We start from the raw sequence: 17,595 nt of genomic DNA on the forward strand, positions 1-17,595 counted from the left end.
TACCCCATTACTTTGATTTCGTAACCTCTTCCGCATAGGCATTATCCACAATGGCATTCGAATCCACACGTTCTTTCAACTCTCCGGCGGCACTCATGACATCAAGCAGATTGTTCCACTCTTCCTCATCAATGATCGGATCCGTTGCATAGCTGCCCTGTTCCTTATAACGGTTCACACTGCTTACCAAAATGACTGGATCGATGTCTTTGAAAAAAGGAGAAATGACTTCAGCAATCTCTTCAGCCGTATGGGAATCCACCCATGCCTGCGCTTTGTGCAGACCATTCGTAAACTTCTGTACGATATCCTTATTGTCGTTAAGATAACTCTGTTTCGTCATGAAGACGGTGTAAGGCAGAAGACCACCTTCTGTGCCAAACGATGCAACAACCTTACCCCGACCTTCTTGTTCAAAGATGGATGCCTGGGGTTCAAACAGTTGAACATAATCTCCCGTGCCTGAGGCAAAAGCAGACGCAATGTTGGCAAAGTCCACATTTTGAATCAGTTCCAGATCACTTTGTGGATCAATGCCATGTTTGTTCAGTGCGAACTCCCCTGCCATTTGCGGCATGCCGCCTTTGCGTTGACCGAGAAATGTGGAATCCCTCAGTTGCTCCCAATCGAAGCTACCTTCTGTGTTACGAGCGAACAGAAATGTACCATCCGTCTGGGTGAGCTGGGCAAAGTTAATGACCGGATCTTCCGCTCCCTGCTGATAGACATATATGGACGTCTCCGCCCCTACCAGTGCGATATCCACCGAACCTGCGAGTAATGCCGCCATCGTTTTGTCACCACCAGCAGTCGTTTGAATATCCACCTCAAGTCCCTGCTCTTCAAAAAAACCTTGAGCCACAGCGACATACTCCGGTGCGTAAAATACCGAACGAGTCACTTCGCCAATCGTAATCTTGGCTTCATTCTCTTCCTTATTACAGCTGGTGAGCGCCACAATGATAATCAGCAGAATAACGATGCCCCGGACGAACCATGGCGTGTATTTCATGTTGTTTCCCTCCTTCACTGGTTTCAGCAGTTTCTCTCTATTATGGATATGCCGATGCCCAACAAAAGGTTAAGAACTTAAATGCAAAAAAGAGCCGGGCAATGATGCCCGACTCTTCAGCTCTTCGAAATGTTATTCAATATGGTATATATGGGATACCTACAGCTTGTAAATCTCGGCGTATTTGGCTTCCAGATAATCGGCCAGATAATCCGGGTTCAATTCTTCACCCGTTACGGCGACAATCAATTCGGAAGGTGTGCGACTTTTGCCATAACGGTAGATCTTGTCTGTAAGCCATTCCTTAATTGGAATCAGATTACCTTTGGCAATGAAGGTATCAAATTCTGGCATTTCCTTGCGTAATGTATGTAGAATTTGAGCTGCATACATATTACCCAGAGAATACGAAGCAAAGTAACCAAAGTCACCACCAGACCAGTGAACATCCTGAAGAACACCGTCTCCATCATTCGTTGGCATAATACCGAGGTATTCCTTGTATTTTGCATTCCAGGTCTCCGGCAGGTCTTTCACTTCCAGACCATCGTTGAATAACATTTTCTCAATCTCATATCGGATAATAATATGCAGGTTATAGGTCAGTTCATCGGCTTCAATTCGAATGAGTGAACTCTCCACCCGGTTGATTGCACGATAGAAATCTTCCAGTTCAACTTCGCTCAGTTGTGGGAAATGCTGCTGCAAATCTTTGTAATAACGTGTCCAGAATGGCAGACTACGACCAATCATGTTTTCCCAAAGACGGGACTGGGACTCATGAATCCCCATGGACGTTCCTTCGGCAAGAAGGGTACCTGCCAGACTGTCATCAATATTTTGCTCGTACAGGGCATGCCCGCCCTCATGCAGGGAACTGAAGACTGCGCTTGCTACATCATCTTGCAGATAATGTGTTGTGATCCGCACATCACCCGGATTAAGGCCCGTTGCAAAAGGATGAACACTCTCGTCCAATCGTCCAGCTTCAAAGTCATAGCCCATTTGTTCCAAGATGAACAGACTGAATTTTTCCTGCTGTTCGGTGTCAAACAACTGATTCAGAAACTCTGTATTGGGCTTGTTTTCTGAAGCATTAATCTTCTCTTGCAGAGGCACCAAACGTGCTTTGAGGCGGGCGAACACAGCATCCACTTTCTCAACCGTCAGATCCGGTTCATACATGTCAAGCAGCGTATCATAACGCGTATCCTTCACACCCCAATAATCAATAAACTCCTGTTTGAGCTTAACGATATCTGTCAGATATGGGGAGAACCCTGCAAAATCACTGTTATGTTTGGCATCTTCCCATGCGGTTTCGGACTTGGCCGTGAGCACGGTATATGCTTGTACTTTTTCCGGTGGTACGGATTGACTGCGATCATATTCTTTCTGGCAATCTTCAACCAGACGACGATCTATATCTTCGAGCTGTTCCAATACCGCTGGAGTCGTTAATGCATCCAGGTAAGTCTTCATGTCAGCCGAGGTTTGCAACTTGAATGCTTCGGTGGACAACATACCCAGCGTCTCCGAACGAGTCGGAACGCCTTTTTTCGGCGCACCTGTGCGCAGATCCCAGTGAAGCAAACCAATGGCTTCATGATAGCTCTTAATTTTACGAGCCAGATTACGGAAGGATTCCAAATGTTCCTGTGTTTGTTTATCCATTGTTATCGTTCACCTCTTCAAAAAAAATGTTATACCCTATTGATGATACTTTTTGCATTGCGTATAATCAACTTTTAACAGATGAAAATTGTATTATTCGCCTAAAGATACGTGTTCAAAAAGTCTGATTTTCATTACCGAGAAGATAGAAATGTCGTTCAACTTCGATGCTGATGATGCCCTCAAGCATGATTCGTAATCAAAAGTGGACTTTTTGAACAACCTCTAAAGGGTTGGAGTAATGCCATCTGCTGACCGTGAAATACTATTAAAGCAAAGGCGTGTAGGACAAGCTGCATCATATGCAAGTGGCCGTGCTCGTCGTATTGGATAACAGGAGGCAATGGACATGAACAACATTCAAGAGATTTTGACTTACAACAAATCATTTGTCGAGACCAAAGAATACGAAAAGTATACGGCTGGCAAGTTTCCAACCAAAAAGATGGTTATCATCACTTGTATGGATACACGTCTGGTGGAATTGCTGCCCAAGGCTATGAACTTGAAAAACGGCGATGTGAAAATCATCAAAAACGCAGGCGCAATTATCTCTCAGCCTTTCGGGAGTGTAATGCGTAGTGTACTTGTCGCCATCTATGAACTGGGTGCAGATGAAGTCCTGGTAGTGGGACACACGGAATGTGGTATGGCTTCCCTTCACGCTGAGACCATGATTGGACATATGGTAGAGCGTGGTGTATCGGAAGAAGTCATGACTACTCTGGAGAATTCGGGCATCCGTTTGCAAAAATGGTTGCGTGGGTTTGACAGCGTTGAGGAAGGGGTAAAACATACTGTGGAAGTGATCAAAAAGCATCCATTACTTCCTCCCAATGTACCCGTCCACGGCATGGTTATCGATTCTGCCACAGGTGAACTTGATCTTGTCGCTGAGGGGTATGGACAACAGGCATCTCTCTAAATGGTTTGGAGTGCGGACCTTATGGTTCGCACTTTTTTTGTCTAAATTAAGGCAGTTGTTCTGTCAGGTTGTCAAACCATACAGTTTCAGTGTACACTTTTTATGAAAGCGGTCAAAGAAAGTAAAAACGATTGTTCTCTCTGACCTAGCCCTAATATTAAGGAGACATGTGCATGAACATACTTTCCTACGGATTGCTCGGGCTGCTTACCCGCGAGGAGTCATCGGGCTATGATCTGATGCTGAAAATCCAGCCTCATTGGCAGGCGAAACACAGCCAGATCTACCCACTCCTGTCCAAGATGGAAAACGATGAGTTATTGGCCTCCCGCTGGGTACAACAGTCTGACAAACCGGACAAGAAAATGTACGCAGTTACGGAAAAAGGCATTGAAAAGCTCTTGGAATGGATGATTACTCCTGTTACCGCACCGGTTACACGCGATGAATTTAATTTGCGTATTTTGTGTGTTGGCATAGCGGAAGACGGAAGCATGAGACGCATTCTTAACGAGCGTAAAAGCTGGTTTATGGAACGCATACGTTATTTCGAAGATCTGAAGTCACGTATACCTCAGGATAATCTTCGTGTAGGCAACCGAGACTTTGGAAGCTACATCCTGGTACAAAAAGGGTTGATGCACGCACAAACAGGCCTGGAATGGTGTCATTGGGTTACCCAATTGCTTGATGGCCAAGCTGCAATTCAAGACCCAAGTCCAAGTGTTTCAGAAATTTAATAAAATTTGAAACGTTGCTGCAAGTTGACCGTATTACATGAGTAAGGTCCATTTTTGGGCGATCCAAACAAATTAATCGGGGGGTTACGATCTTTACAATGAAGAAAAAATTCGGAGTTAAACATCTAATGATGGTATTTATGGCCTTTACATTATTGTTCGCAACAGTAGGAGTAGCCAATCCGGATTCAGCGGATGCTAGACGTGGTGGCGGATTCAAATCCGGTACGAAAAGTTATAGCAATACACCTAAGAAATCCGACAGCAATGTAAGCAAATCGAATACGAATAACAATTCCAGCAATGGAGCAGCTACAACGAACCGTGGCGGATTCTTCGGCGGTGGCGGCGGATTCATGAAAGGCATGATGCTTGGTGGTCTTGCTGGTATGATGTTTGGCGGATTGTTCGGTGGCATGGGCGCTCTGGGTAACATCCTTGGATTGCTCGTGAACGTTGCAGCAATTATGTTGATTGTTATGCTGGCTATGGCACTCTTCAGAGCCATCTCCAATCGTCGCAAACCTGCAGCGGATGGTCGTTATGACCGTCGCAATGATCGTGATGATGACCGTAACAGAAACGGACGGTACTAATCTCTATGGTTCTGAGCATGGATGAAATTGTGAATGCAATCTGTATTCATATGGCAGAACGTAAGGGTGTACGTCCAACCGATGTGAATGTAGAACTGAGCTGGGAAGAAGATACAGGTTATTCCGCTGAAGTTTGGATTCAAGGCCGTAGTCAATATCTGGTGGAGTCCAATATGATTGAAGCGATTCTTCGCTACCTGCACAGTGAATACAACATCCGGGCGTACCGTGAGAATGTACGACTTGATCTGGATGAAGAGATCACAGCGATTGTTAATCAATAAGATAGGTCACTCACTGGCCTGATATACGAAAGACCGTCTCCACTCTGTCACCTGACAGAGATGGAAGACGGTCTTTTTGTTTCTGTATTTGTGGCTTTATTTGTGTGTCTATTGTAGTCTCTATACGTTTCTGTGTTACGTTCTAATTCTTGGAAACTATGATTGGAGTTTAACCAGGCTGTAGTTCTTCTTACCTTTACGGATAATGATGAATTTACCGCCGATGGCATGCTCTGCCGAGACTGTGAATTCAAGCTCCGTGATTTTCTCACCGTTCATGGAGATAGCGCCTTTGGTGACATCCTCACGCGCCTGGCGTTTGGATGGCTCCAGCCCCAGATCTACGAGCCAGTCCACGATATTTTTCGCTTCGCCGTCCGTTTCGAATGTTGGCATTTCCTTGAAACCCTGCTCGATTTCATCTGCTGTCAGGGAACGGATATCACCACTGAACAGCGCCGCTGTAATACGTTTAGCCTGTTCGAGCATTTCTTCGCCGTGAACGAATTTTGTCATTTCTTCCGCGAGTGCTTTCTGTGCTTCACGTCTGTGCGGCTCTGTCTCTACCTTTTCAGCCAAAGCTTCAATTTCTTCTTTGCTCAGGAAGGTAAAGTATTTCAAGTATTTAATGACATCCCGATCATCTGTATTCGCCCAGAACTGGTAGAACTCAAATGGTGTCGTTTTGTTCGGATCAAGCCAAATTGCCCCGCCAGCTGTTTTACCAAATTTCGTACCGTCGGATTTGAGCATGAGCGGAATGGTCAGACCGTACGCCTTCGCTTCAGATCCTTCTTTTTTACGAATCAGATCAAGACCACTCGTGATATTCCCCCATTGATCCGAACCGCCGATTTGAAGCTGTACATCTTCGTTCTGGAACAGGTGCAGGTAGTCGAGTGATTGAAGGATCTGGTATGAAAACTCGGTGAACGAGATTCCGCCTTCCAGTCTGCTCGCAACTACATCCTTAGCTAACATTGTGTTGAGGTTAAAGTTTTTGCCGTAGTCACGCAAGAATTCAATGACATTGATTTTGTGCGTCCAATCGTAGTTGTTCACCATGCGAACCTGATTATCACCGTCTGTTACGAACAACTTCTTCATCTGCGCTGTCAGTGCATCCACATTCTCCTGCACTTGTTCCATCGTTTGCAAAGAACGTTCTGCCTGACGACCACTTGGATCACCAATCGTTCCTGTAGCTCCACCAATCAGAATGACTGGACGGTGTCCTGCCAGTTGAAAACGTTTCAGCATCATGAAGGGAATGAGATGTCCGATATGCATGCTATCCCCCGTAGGGTCAACGCCGCAGTACAGTGAGATTGATTTGGTTTCAGTCAACTCACGCAGTCCCTCTGCATCTGTCTGCTGGTTAATGGCGTCACGCCACTGTAGTTCATCAATAATATTCATGTGTATAACCCCTTTTCTATCCTCAAGATTCAGTCATGATCTACGTTAAATTGCGAAATAACACCCTGGAACGGCTTTTTTTGGACACAAAAAAATCGCCTCCTTGTCTTCATTAGACACAGGGACGATTATCATAACCGTGGTACCACCCAAATTGCATGGACAACACGTGAGCTTAACACGTTATCCATACCACTTTTGGCAATATATCGTTTGCCCATCCGCTTGGCATTACCCAAGTACTCCAGAGTGTAATTCGCAGCCCTTGTATGTATCAGGTTCCATCAACCCCTGACTTTCTGTAACAGGGACAAAGCCGCTACTGCGCTCTATCAACGTGATTCATGTATTCAATTTATAGCAAGTATAGCCGAACGTTTCAGTCATTGCAAGACCAAGTATTAATCTTCGAACAGAACAACGGATGCATAGTTAAAACCAGATTATATGATCATCATGTTCAATATTCCGTGATAATATCCATAGGCTTTCTCCGCGATCTGATCCTCATTGTTCCAAAACTGTTGATCTAACGCATCTAACTGCTGCTCTTGTTCCTTTGTGAGGAATTTAGGTATATCCCACAGTTCGGTAAGCCTTTTATCCTCTTTCAAGTGCTCAATGCAGCCATATGCTGACGTTATGATCTCCACGGCTTGAGTCGCACCAATGATATGTAATGCACGCAACGCGTAACGGTATACCTCTTCCCCCCAGTTGCAGAAAAACTGTATAAAACCGCCATTAAAGACATCCGCCTCTAACAGCCATAGAGCAGCAATGTCCTGCTCGTTCGAAGTCAACGAAACCCAGCCCTGTTCAGATTCATTCTTTTTTTTGATAAATAACACAGCATAGTCATACCATACATCATTAATATCTTGCTCGCTCACGTTACACACCTCACTTTTCTTTATCCATGCCCTCTAACTCCTGACGTTTCCCAGTCTGATGCCAATGTAAATACGGATCCCCGATCTGCTGGAAGGCTTCCAGAACACCCCTGTTCAGGTCCTTCATCACTTCATTTGTATAGTTCAAATGCGTTTGTTTATTATCCACGCCATGTCGTTCCAACAATCCTACATGCGTCGCGGTGAAAATAATATCCTCCATCAACCAATAGATGACTTCATCCGGCTGTTTCACCCGTTTCTCCAATGAGAAGAGACCACGTTCGTATATTCGAACGATATACGTATCTTCTCCAGCCTCTACATAAGGCACCCCATCCCATTTAAAGCTCTCAAACAAGCGGTTAACATAGTTCTGCATCTGTTCCCTAGGGAAAGATGTACGCTCTAAAAGCTGTAAAAGGATGTCTGCCAATTGTTGTTTACTTAACATGTTGGACATGAATGCACCTGCCTCTATAAAAGTAACGTCGATGACAGAATGAAAAAATGAAAAAGCTGCCCAAGGCAGCCTCTTCATTCCATACTGGTCAATCAGGTTCCACAAAAAGTCTGGTACGAAGTATTGCACTGTGCTGGCAGTTCGGCATATTCAGCCTGCTCAGGTGAGTGCGCGAACGGGTCTGAAAGAACTGCCAAAAGCTTCTCCATCACGCTAAGGTCTCCGTGATTCTCAGCTCGCTCAAGGGCTTCCTCGACCCGATGATTTCGGGGAATGACGGCTGGATTGCTTGATCTCATCAACTCCTGAGAGACTTCCTTCGCCCCTCCCTGTCTGTCCAATCTTGCTTTCCACCGCTCATTCCATTCAGCAAATTCTGCCGTGCCAAACAAAGCAGTCCCTTCCAACTTGTCAAAGGTCAATGCCAGGAACGTATTGGTGTAATCTGCACTATGCTTCTCCATGAGTTCAAGAAGATCCTTGATCAGCGCTTCATCTTCGGCCTCTTCATCGGACAAGCCCAGTTTGGCACGCACTCCCTTGAGCCAATGATGATGGTACAATTCAGAAAATTGTGCGATAGCATCCTGAGCGAGTTGCACCGCCTGTTCTTCATCTTCATGCAACAACGGCAGAAGCGTCTCGGCAAAACGAGCCAAATTCCACCCGGCAATATACGGTTGATTACCATAAGCATAGCGACCTTGCCTGTCGATGGAGCTGAATACGGTTGAAGGATTGTAAGCATCCATAAAGGCGCACGGACCATAATCGATGGTCTCACCACTAATGGCCATATTATCCGTGTTCATCACTCCATGAATGAAACCAACACGCTGCCATTGGGCAATGAGTGCCGCCTGCCGTTTAATCACTTCCTGAAGGAGCAAAAGATAGCGATTCTCAGCTTGGGCAACATCAGGAAAATGTCGATGCAACGTATAATCAGCCAACGCCCGAAGATCGTCGATAGATCCCCATCTGGCTGCATACTGGAAGGTTGCTACCCGGATATGACTGGAAGCCACCCGGGTTAAAATGGCACCCGGCCGCTCTGTTTCACGGATAATGTTTTCTCCTGTTGAAACCACCGCCAGACTGCGTGTCGTTGGAATACCCAGTGCATACATCGCCTCACTAATAATATACTCACGCAACATGGGCCCTACAGCAGCACGTCCATCTCCCCCACGGGAGTAGGGTGTTCTTCCTGATCCTTTGAGCTGGATATCCACTCGCTCGCCCTGTGGCGTAATCTGTTCACCCAGCAGCAAAGCACGTCCATCTCCAAGCATATTAAAATTGCCAAATTGATGACCTGCATAGGCCTGAGCCAAAGGCTCGGCTCCTTCCGGAATCAAATTACCTGCAAAAATATGCGCTCCTTCATCACTGTCAAGAGACTCCACATCCAGTCCCAGGCTGGATGCAAGCAGTCGATTGAAAATGATCAGCTTTGGTGATTCAACAGGCACTGCGCCCTGACTTGTAAAAAAGGGTTGCGGTAACTTCGCATAACTATTCTCCAAGTTCCACCCTTTGTTCAACGTTTCTTGTTGCATGGTGATCACAACTCCTTTTCTGTACCACAGGGATATCCCTTGGTTATATTGTAGCCTTGTGAACCAATGCTCATTTATGTAGTCGCATGGAAATTCAAAGTAAGATGTTGTTGACTTAAACGAACATCTAAAATGTTCTTGATGAAACTTTAGCATATTTGCATGCCTTTTGCATTCCTCATGAATCGTAAGCACCAAAAAATCCAAGAGATTTCTTGGCCAAGTGGAATCATTGTCTTGCATTCCACTTCCCAGAAAACCATCTTGGATCTATTTCGCTTACTTAATACTAGATGATACGTCTGTTATACAATGATTACGTGTGAGCTTCTTGAGCCTGGACAGGCTGTACTGGCAAGCTTTCTTTTTTCAAAGCAAGGTTAAAGAAGACATTAAGCAGGATCGCTGACAGGCTTCCCGTGATGATACCATCGCTAACAATAATCCGAATACTTTGAGGAAGCTGGGCAAACAGGTCGGGTACAGCCGTAACACCGAGCCCAAGTGAAACGGAGCAAGCCACAATCAATAGATTGGATTGTTTGCTGAAGTCGACGTTTTGCAGCATTTTGATCCCGGATGAGACGACCATTCCAAACAGGACAACAGTCGCTCCTCCGAGGACAGCACTTGGAATAATGGTTGCAAAAGCAGCTACCTTCGGAATGAGTCCCAGAAAGATTAGAATACCTCCGGCTGCAACAACAACATTGGTCGTTTTTACTTTGGAGAGCTGAACCAAACCAACATTCTGTGCAAATGTATTGTATGGAAAAGCATTAAAGATGCCGCCAAGGACAAACGCAAGACCTTCCGCGCGATATCCCCGTGCCAGATCTTTTTCATTGATCGGTTGATCACAGATTTTGCTTAAAGCCATAAATACTCCTGTTGATTCAATGATAACCACCGTACCTACAATAATCATTGTAATGATTGGGCCGATTTCGAAAGTAGGCCATCCGAAGTAAAAGGGTTGCGGTAAATGGAACCAGGAGGCTTCCTGTACAGAGGCAAAATTCACTTTTCCCATGATGGCTGCAATGAGGGTTCCCACGATAATACCAAGGAGAACAGCCAGGGATTTAACAAACCCGCGGGCATATCTATTCAGGATTAGAATGAAAAGTAATACGCCAAATGAAAGCGCCAGATTGTCCAAACTTCCGAAATTCTCACTGTTTGCTCCACCTGCCATGTTTTTAATGCCGGTTGGGATTAGCGCAAGACCGATGATGGTTACCACTGTACCGATCACAACTGGCGGAAACAATTTGACGATTTTGCTAAAAAATACGGCAAAGATGACGATAAATAACCCGGCTGCGATGATCGATCCATATATGGCAGGAATTCCGTATTGCGATCCAATCGCAATCATGGGTGTCACCGCTACAAAAGAACTTCCGAGCACCGCTGGCAAACCAATACCCAAATACTTCCCTTTCCGAGCCTGAAGCCATGTTGCAATCCCACACGTTAACAGGTCAATGGATACCAGATACGCCAACTGCTCTGCAGTCAGATTTAGTGCTCTGCCCACAAGCAAAGGCACCAGAATTGCTCCCGCATACATCGCGAGTACGTGCTGAATCCCCAGTGAAAAAACTTTCATCTTTTTGGTTTCTTTCATCTCCACGTTGCCCCCTGAAATTAGAATCAACAGAACCGCTGCAAAATCATGTTATGTTGATTCACATTATATAAACTATTCAAGGAAGTTCCATGATTCATAACATAGAATTGTGATAAGAGATAAAGAGCCCAACTTAAATTGGGCGTGTTATACAAAAGGTACTCTCAAACGGTTTATGTTGCGTTATATTAGTTGACATAGAGAAACGAAAATACTCTTTACACTCAGAAGAAAAGAAACATGAACTTTGGATTTAACTTCAGTGATTCATGTAAATGCATAATGTTTGAACATCATTTCTTTCATATTCTCAGCTTGTCGAGTTAAGAGGTTTGATGTTAAAACGTTGCTCCATTACCTCTCCGTTCTGGTGAACCCTCTCCGTAAAAAACACTTCTTCTCTGTTCATCAGAACAACGGATGAAGCTCTGGTTCCATAGTCGAATTTTTCACTTTTTACGAAGATGGGAGAAAGCAAACGTTCCCACTCCAATGGAACACCTGTATGAGGTAGATGCTCATCCACTGAAGGGTCTGCCATTTGTAGCAAACCTAATATTTGTTCTGTCAGGGTACCTTTGTCCTCCCCATGGATGATTTTCTCCAGCCCTTCTTTTCCACGTTTCACCTTGGGCCAATCCGTATTAATCAAGTGATTACTAATCCCGTATATTCCTGGTTTCAACTTCATCACAACATTACCCACATTAGAATAATAATAGAGGTTGTCAGGATCACCCACTAACAAATTGTAGCCAGGATAATCATTGCGGCTTTGCTCCGCATGTTGTATATATTGCTCAGGTGTGGGCGTTCCCTTTAAAAAATCAGCAACCAGATCTCCTCTTGAGCCTTTGGCATGTACCTCTTCATTTGGATCACGATAATTCGTGACAGCAGCCAGACGCCCCTCTGTTGTTACGCCCATCCAGGTTCCCATTTTAGACAAATCCCGGCCAGCCAATATATGAGGATGATCTTCCCAATAGTGTGCTTGAGCCGTAGGCCTATGATAGAATTCATCCCTATTTGATCCCAATATAAGCGGATACTTTGGATGCATGTTGTAAGCAAATAAAATTAAACACATGGGAATCTTCAACTCCTATATGGTTAAACCTCTAATTTCGCGCCTTTATATCGCATAATCAACTACAATGACATCTTCCACCCAACCATCCAAGGAAGCTACAAATGCCTGATGAGCAGGATGTGGACCATAGGCGCGCAATGCCTCCTGATCTTCAAACGTCACTCTCAATCCAATGGTATAACCTTGAATACGGTCCGTTTCTTCCGTTGCATTGATCCCTGCGGTCAGCGCGGTAATCCCCGGTATTTGTTCCGGTAACGCGAGCAATTGACCCACCAATTCCTGCTGTTTGGCTAACGTGGTTTTATCGTTGAATTTAAAAACAACCAAATGTTCAAACATCTTGTTATTCCTCCCATGTCCATTCGAATAGTAAGGCATTTTCGTTAAATGAAGTTAATTCAACAATTCCAATCCGCCCATCATATAGGGTACCACTCTGTTGGCTAATTCAGCCGGGGATTCCTGCCCGCCTTCAATATTCCATCGATAGGTCATCCCATAGATCGACCAGCTTAGCATGGTTGCCGTAATTTTCAGCGTTTTGGGATCTACATCTCCCGCTACTTTGCTCATTAATTCAAGAAGGAATTGCTCCAGCTGTGTCTTGATATTTTCTTCAATAATGGGTGCAACTGTCTCATATTTTTTGATGCATCCATTACTTGAGACGTGGTAATCACATAATGAAAATATAAGTTGCTGTATGGTTTCGGCTGATAACCGGGCATCCGGGTCTACCCTTTTCGTTACATACTCCATAAAAGCATCCGATAACAAGGCTTCAAGCAGTGCATATTTATCCTGAAAATGGGCGTAGAATGTAGCCCTGTTAATTGTGGCTTGTTCCGTAATGTTTTGAATCGTAATACTGTTGAAATTTTTAAGATTCAATTGGTTTAAAAACGCATCAAGAATTAATTGACGCGTGCGGATTACACGCGGATCGTTTGAGTTTGGAGACAATACACCAGACATGTCCCAATCCTCCTTTGTACACAAAATATTTGGTTAGACTCCTTCATTATAGATAAGTGTTATTTGTTCAACAAGTGAAAGTAAGTGCAAAGACAGTATACAATAATCCGTCTCTTTCGCTTAAGCAACAAAATGCTCCGATTGTTGGTTGAGCATGCCTATAGACCTTGTTAAGATTGCACTCGTACCCACTGAGAGGTACAACATAATGGAGGTGCTTAGTTTGAGTGATCAACAACATAACGTTATTTCTACGGAGTTTCTGTTTCAACCATACAGCGTTTCAAAGTTAACCCTGTCCTCGCGCATTGTCATGTCCCCCATGGCTCGTGCCTTCTCCCCGGATGGTATCCCGGGCCCCGATGTAGCTGCATATTATCGTCGGCGTGCCGAGCATGGTGTTGGACTCATTATTACCGAAGGTGCAACCATTGAGCATCCATCTGCATCAAGTGAGCCTAGAATCCCTCATATGTATGGAGAAGCAGCTCTTCAAGGCTGGACTGAAGTGGTCAAACAAGTCCATGAAGCCGGCGGCAAGATTTTTCCGCAGATTTTACACATGGGAATCGTTCGTCCTTCCGGATCTCAGCCTCACCCCGAGGCTGAATCTCTTAGTCCATCAGGAGTTGATATGGAGGGTACCCAAGTAGGTGAGCCAATGACGGAGACAGAGATCGCAACTGTGATTCAAGCTTATGCTGATGCAGCAGCCAATACGCAACGCATCGGTTTTGACGGAATCGAGCTTCACGGTGCACATGGTTTTCTGATCGATCAGTTTTTCTGGAAAACAACGAATAGGAGAACGGACCGCTATGGTGGTGACCTTCAGAAACGAACTCAATTCGCGGTTGAACTTGTAATGGCAGTTCGTGCTGCGGTGGGCCCTGATTTTCCTATCGCGATGCGGATTTCCCAATGGAAGATGAATGATTATCAAGCCAGACTGTTCGACACCCCCGAACACTTGGAACAATTCCTTCGTTTGTTAGTTGACGCAGGTGTAGATATCTTCCACTGCTCGACACGACGCTTCTGGGAGCCCGAGTTCGAAGGATCTGAGCTTGGATTTGCAGGTTGGGTAAGAAAACTGAGTGGCCGAACCACAATTACCGTTGGTTCTGTGGGTATGCCAGATGAACCCGAAGCTGGAGCAGATAAAGCAACACATCCAGGTATGGGCGAACTCATGAAGCGATATGAGCAACAGGAATTTGATCTGGTAGCTGTGGGACGTGCACTCCTTGGTGATCCGGCATGGGCTGCCAAAGTACGCGAAGGCCGCGTATCCGAGATTCAAGCTTTTACACCTGAAGTACTCGCTACGTTACACTAAGAAAAATTACTTATTGTTCCAGAGATTTTTTCTCCTAATATATATAGGTTTGAACTCATGAATCAACTATACTAAGCAAAGGGCTCGCTTTCCCTCCGGGATTGCGGGTATTTTGTTTTTAGAGATATCTGTCCGATCAAACACTTCGAGCAATAGCAATATCGTTCAAGAAAATTCCTTCTTTGCAACCTATAATGATCTTAACTTACCAGAAAGAAGGTGCATCATGACACGGGAAGTCCGGACTGTAGTATTTGATACCGATTTACAGCTAGAAGCTTATCAATTTGAAGGCATTATGCAGAAGTTTCCCAATCATTTTCATGACTATTACGTCATTGGATTCATTGAACAAGGCAAGCGACACCTCGTCTGCAACAACGAAGAATACATTTTGAATAGTGGTGATATGATTGTTTTTAATCCACATGATCCTCATGCCTGCGAACAGGTCGATGGAAGAACCCTCGATTATCGCTGTATCAACGTCCAGCCTGAGGTTATGCGAGAGTATGCGAGAGAGATTACTGGACAAGCTTACTTGCCACGGTTTACATCCCCTGTTCTCTACCAAAGTGAACTTGTGGGTTCCCTGCACGAGCTGCATCAGATGATTCTGGAAGAGCAATCGGATTTCTGCAAAGAAGAATTGTTACTCTTACTATTGGATCAATTGCTGAGAGATTATTCAGATGCTGAACCACCTGTTTCCACACAGGATGTGACCACAGAGATCAGACGCATATGTGATTACATAGAAGCTCATTACATGGAGAGCATCTCGCTGAACGAGTTAGCCGATTTGACGGAGATGAGCAAATACCACCTGCTGCGTTTATTCACTCGCCAGAAAGGGATATCCCCTTACCGTTACCTGGAAACGATTCGCATTAATCAAGCCAAACGTCTGCTGGAACAAGGTCTGCTGCCGATTGAAGTAGCTGCACAGACAGGATTTAGCGACCAGAGCCATTTCACGAATTTCTTCAAAAAACTGATCGGCCTTACACCCAAGCAATATAGACGTATCTTCAATCATGATTCGGAGTTGAAACGAACCACCACTAACATCGTATGACAAGTCATCTTGGTCATCAAAACACTAAAGCCTCTACCGGACATCTACTCGCTTTGTTTACTATACTGATCTGGGGAACTACGTTTGTCTCGACGAAGGTTCTGTTGACTGACTTTACTCCAGTGGAAATTCTATTTTTCCGTTTCCTGATCGGATATTTGGTACTATTATTGATCTATCCACGTTCACTGCGGATCGCCTCATTCAGAGAAGAATGGTTATTTATCGGAGCAGGACTATGTGGGGTGACGTTATATTTTCTTATTGAAAATATTGCTCTGGTGTACACAACAGCTTCCAACGTGGGTGTTATTGTCTCCATTGCCCCGTTCTTCACTGCCGTGCTCGCACACATCTTCTTAGATGGTGAGAAGTTAACTCGCCGCTTCATTATCGGATTCGGGATTGCCTTGAGCGGCATCCTACTCATCGCACTGAACGGCAGATTCATTCTGCAACTGAATCCGACAGGTGATCTGCTTGCTTTCATAGCACCTGCGGTATGGGCGATCTACTCTGTGTTAATGCGGAAAATTGGCCAGCTTCGTTATCACACCATTGGCGCGACTCGCAAAGTATTCTTCTATGGCCTGATCTTCATGCTACCAGCTCTATTCCTGTTTGAATTCCATTGGGAACTCGGACGCTTCACCAATATGAGCAATCTCTCCAATATTCTCTACCTCGGTCTGGGTGCCTCCGCGTTGTGTTTCGTGACCTGGAACCGGGCCGTGAATCTTCTCGGAGCTATCAACACGAGCGTATATATCTATCTGGTGCCTGTCATTACTGTTGTGTCATCTGCATTGATTCTTCAAGAGCAGATAACCTGGGTGATTGTACTCGGTGCGTTCTTAACTCTATTTGGCTCTTACATTTCAGAACAAAAAGGGCGCAAGCTTAACAACAAAAACACTAATCCGCATAGGGGTTAGTGTTTGCTTCATTTTTTACTGATATAACTGGACATCATGGTTGACCACCGTTGACATGCAGCAAAACTCATTCATTTTATCTCATTTAATTGAGACAGCAGAATCTCCAGTTCCTCTTGCTCCAGATGACGCCATTGCCCCCGCTCCAGTTGATCCAGCGTAATATTCATAATTCGGATGCGCTCCAGCTTTAATACTCGGTACCCCAATGCTTTGCACATTCTGCGGATCTGCAGATTGAGCCCCTGTGTCAAAATAATACGAAATACATTGTCACTTTGCCTATACACTTCACAGGGCTTGGTCACCACGTCCAGAATTTCAACACCTTCAGACATGGACTTCACAAATTCGTCGGTTACGGGTTTGTCTACAGTCACTACATATTCTTTATCATGATTATGCTCCGAACGCATCATCTTGTTCACAATGCCTCCGTCATTCGTAAGCAAAATCAACCCCTCAGATGCCTTATCCAGCCTGCCTATCGCAAATATGCGAGAAGGATAATTCATATATTGAATGATGTTCCCCTTCACATGTTCTGCTGCTGTGCAGACAATACCGATGGGTTTGTTCAAAGCAATGTAGACAGGTTCACTGTCATTACGAGGAATCTCCTTCCCATCAATGAGGACCACATCGTGATGTTCAACTTCCGCCCCTTTTTCACATACCCTGCCATTGATCGTTATGCGTCCAGCTGCAATTAAACGGTTCGTTTCCCTGCGGGAGCAGAACCCCGTTTCACTTATGTATTTGTTAATTAACATGTGTCACCGCTTCTCATTATAGTATTGCCACTGGTTCTTTGAATGCTGGTACGTTCATTCTCTTTGTGCAATGAGTTAGTACCTTGTACTGATTTTCATTCCACATCATCTCATTTATACTGAAACGAAGCAATGAATGGTTATATAAAAACACATACAACGTTACATAGGAAAGCCCAAATACACTCTGGAAGG

General features: G+C 44.8%; 18 protein-coding genes and 1 other annotated feature. Of the genes, 7 read left to right on the top strand and 11 right to left on the bottom strand.

Annotation, left to right across the window (positions count from 1 at the left end):
• Positions 1-7 precede the first annotated feature (7 nt).
• Complete coding sequence (locus MKY92_RS17925) at positions 8-1,012, bottom strand: ABC transporter substrate-binding protein (protein ID WP_339297150.1); 1,005 nt, start codon at positions 1,010-1,012, stop codon at positions 8-10.
• 159 nt (positions 1,013-1,171) lie between these two features.
• On the bottom strand, positions 1,172-2,686 hold the full coding sequence (locus tag MKY92_RS17930; protein ID WP_339297151.1) for a carboxypeptidase M32: 1,515 nt from the start codon (positions 2,684-2,686) through the stop codon (positions 1,172-1,174).
• A 349-nt stretch (positions 2,687-3,035) separates the two neighbouring features.
• On the opposite strand from MKY92_RS17930, the gene MKY92_RS17935 reads away from it, so the two are divergent.
• The 4 genes from MKY92_RS17935 to MKY92_RS17950 all read left to right on the top strand — a co-directional run bounded on the left by MKY92_RS17935 (position 3,036) and on the right by MKY92_RS17950 (position 5,231).
• Positions 3,036-3,611 (top strand): carbonic anhydrase, encoded by a 576-nt coding sequence (locus MKY92_RS17935; protein WP_036613541.1) that lies wholly within the window; start codon positions 3,036-3,038, stop codon positions 3,609-3,611.
• Between the two features lie 173 nt (positions 3,612-3,784).
• Positions 3,785-4,351 carry a PadR family transcriptional regulator gene (locus MKY92_RS17940; protein WP_036613540.1) on the top strand — a complete coding sequence of 189 codons (567 nt, stop codon included), beginning with the start codon at positions 3,785-3,787 and terminating at the stop codon, positions 4,349-4,351.
• A 98-nt stretch (positions 4,352-4,449) separates the two neighbouring features.
• Positions 4,450-4,947: a hypothetical protein gene (locus tag MKY92_RS17945; protein WP_339177198.1), complete on the top strand. Its 498-nt coding sequence runs from the start codon at positions 4,450-4,452 to the stop codon at positions 4,945-4,947.
• A gap of 5 nt (positions 4,948-4,952) precedes the next feature.
• On the top strand, positions 4,953-5,231 hold the full coding sequence (locus tag MKY92_RS17950; RefSeq protein WP_017687903.1) for a YxcD family protein: 279 nt from the start codon (positions 4,953-4,955) through the stop codon (positions 5,229-5,231).
• A gap of 156 nt (positions 5,232-5,387) precedes the next feature.
• Here the strand turns inward: MKY92_RS17950 and tyrS are convergent, their stop codons facing one another.
• The 8 genes from tyrS to MKY92_RS17990 form a co-directional block, all read right to left on the bottom strand.
• Positions 5,388-6,650, bottom strand: coding sequence for a tyrosine--tRNA ligase (tyrS, locus tag MKY92_RS17955; protein ID WP_036613950.1), 1,263 nt, complete (start codon positions 6,648-6,650; stop codon positions 5,388-5,390).
• Positions 6,651-6,767: 117 nt separating this feature from the next.
• Positions 6,768-6,995: a binding site (T-box leader), on the bottom strand.
• Positions 6,996-7,093: 98 nt separating this feature from the next.
• The gene (locus MKY92_RS17960; protein ID WP_339297152.1) at positions 7,094-7,543 is read right to left on the bottom strand and encodes a DUF4375 domain-containing protein; all 450 of its coding nucleotides are present in this window, start codon (positions 7,541-7,543) and stop codon (positions 7,094-7,096) included.
• Between the two features lie 10 nt (positions 7,544-7,553).
• Positions 7,554-8,006 carry an Imm63 family immunity protein gene (locus MKY92_RS17965; protein WP_339297153.1) on the bottom strand — a complete coding sequence of 151 codons (453 nt, stop codon included), beginning with the start codon at positions 8,004-8,006 and terminating at the stop codon, positions 7,554-7,556.
• Between the two features lie 92 nt (positions 8,007-8,098).
• Positions 8,099-9,568, bottom strand: coding sequence for a YdiU family protein (locus MKY92_RS17970; RefSeq protein WP_339297154.1), 1,470 nt, complete (start codon positions 9,566-9,568; stop codon positions 8,099-8,101).
• A 316-nt stretch (positions 9,569-9,884) separates the two neighbouring features.
• The gene (locus MKY92_RS17975) at positions 9,885-11,201 is read right to left on the bottom strand and encodes a nucleobase:cation symporter-2 family protein (RefSeq protein ID WP_339297155.1); all 1,317 of its coding nucleotides are present in this window, start codon (positions 11,199-11,201) and stop codon (positions 9,885-9,887) included.
• 313 nt (positions 11,202-11,514) lie between these two features.
• The gene (locus MKY92_RS17980) at positions 11,515-12,294 is read right to left on the bottom strand and encodes an NRDE family protein (RefSeq protein WP_339297156.1); all 780 of its coding nucleotides are present in this window, start codon (positions 12,292-12,294) and stop codon (positions 11,515-11,517) included.
• Positions 12,295-12,339: 45 nt separating this feature from the next.
• Positions 12,340-12,639: a Dabb family protein gene (locus MKY92_RS17985; protein WP_339297157.1), complete on the bottom strand. Its 300-nt coding sequence runs from the start codon at positions 12,637-12,639 to the stop codon at positions 12,340-12,342.
• A 54-nt stretch (positions 12,640-12,693) separates the two neighbouring features.
• Positions 12,694-13,275 (bottom strand): TetR/AcrR family transcriptional regulator, encoded by a 582-nt coding sequence (locus MKY92_RS17990; RefSeq protein WP_076317587.1) that lies wholly within the window; start codon positions 13,273-13,275, stop codon positions 12,694-12,696.
• A 223-nt stretch (positions 13,276-13,498) separates the two neighbouring features.
• Between MKY92_RS17990 and MKY92_RS17995 the strand changes: the two genes are divergently transcribed.
• The 3 genes from MKY92_RS17995 to MKY92_RS18005 all read left to right on the top strand — a co-directional run bounded on the left by MKY92_RS17995 (position 13,499) and on the right by MKY92_RS18005 (position 16,627).
• Positions 13,499-14,614 (top strand): NADH:flavin oxidoreductase, encoded by a 1,116-nt coding sequence (locus tag MKY92_RS17995; RefSeq protein WP_339297158.1) that lies wholly within the window; start codon positions 13,499-13,501, stop codon positions 14,612-14,614.
• Positions 14,615-14,840: 226 nt separating this feature from the next.
• Positions 14,841-15,692: an AraC family transcriptional regulator gene (locus tag MKY92_RS18000; protein WP_339297159.1), complete on the top strand. Its 852-nt coding sequence runs from the start codon at positions 14,841-14,843 to the stop codon at positions 15,690-15,692.
• Positions 15,689-16,627, top strand: coding sequence for a DMT family transporter (locus MKY92_RS18005; protein ID WP_339297160.1), 939 nt, complete (start codon positions 15,689-15,691; stop codon positions 16,625-16,627). The genes MKY92_RS18000 and MKY92_RS18005 overlap by 4 nt, the downstream gene beginning before the upstream one ends.
• A gap of 71 nt (positions 16,628-16,698) precedes the next feature.
• Here MKY92_RS18005 and MKY92_RS18010 read toward each other — a convergent pair whose 3' ends face one another.
• Positions 16,699-17,400: a pseudouridine synthase gene (locus tag MKY92_RS18010; RefSeq protein WP_339297161.1), complete on the bottom strand. Its 702-nt coding sequence runs from the start codon at positions 17,398-17,400 to the stop codon at positions 16,699-16,701.
• Positions 17,401-17,595 lie beyond the last annotated feature (195 nt).

The sequence above is a fragment of the Paenibacillus sp. FSL R5-0623 genome (assembly GCF_037974265.1).
In the GTDB taxonomy this organism is placed as follows: domain Bacteria; phylum Bacillota; class Bacilli; order Paenibacillales; family Paenibacillaceae; genus Paenibacillus.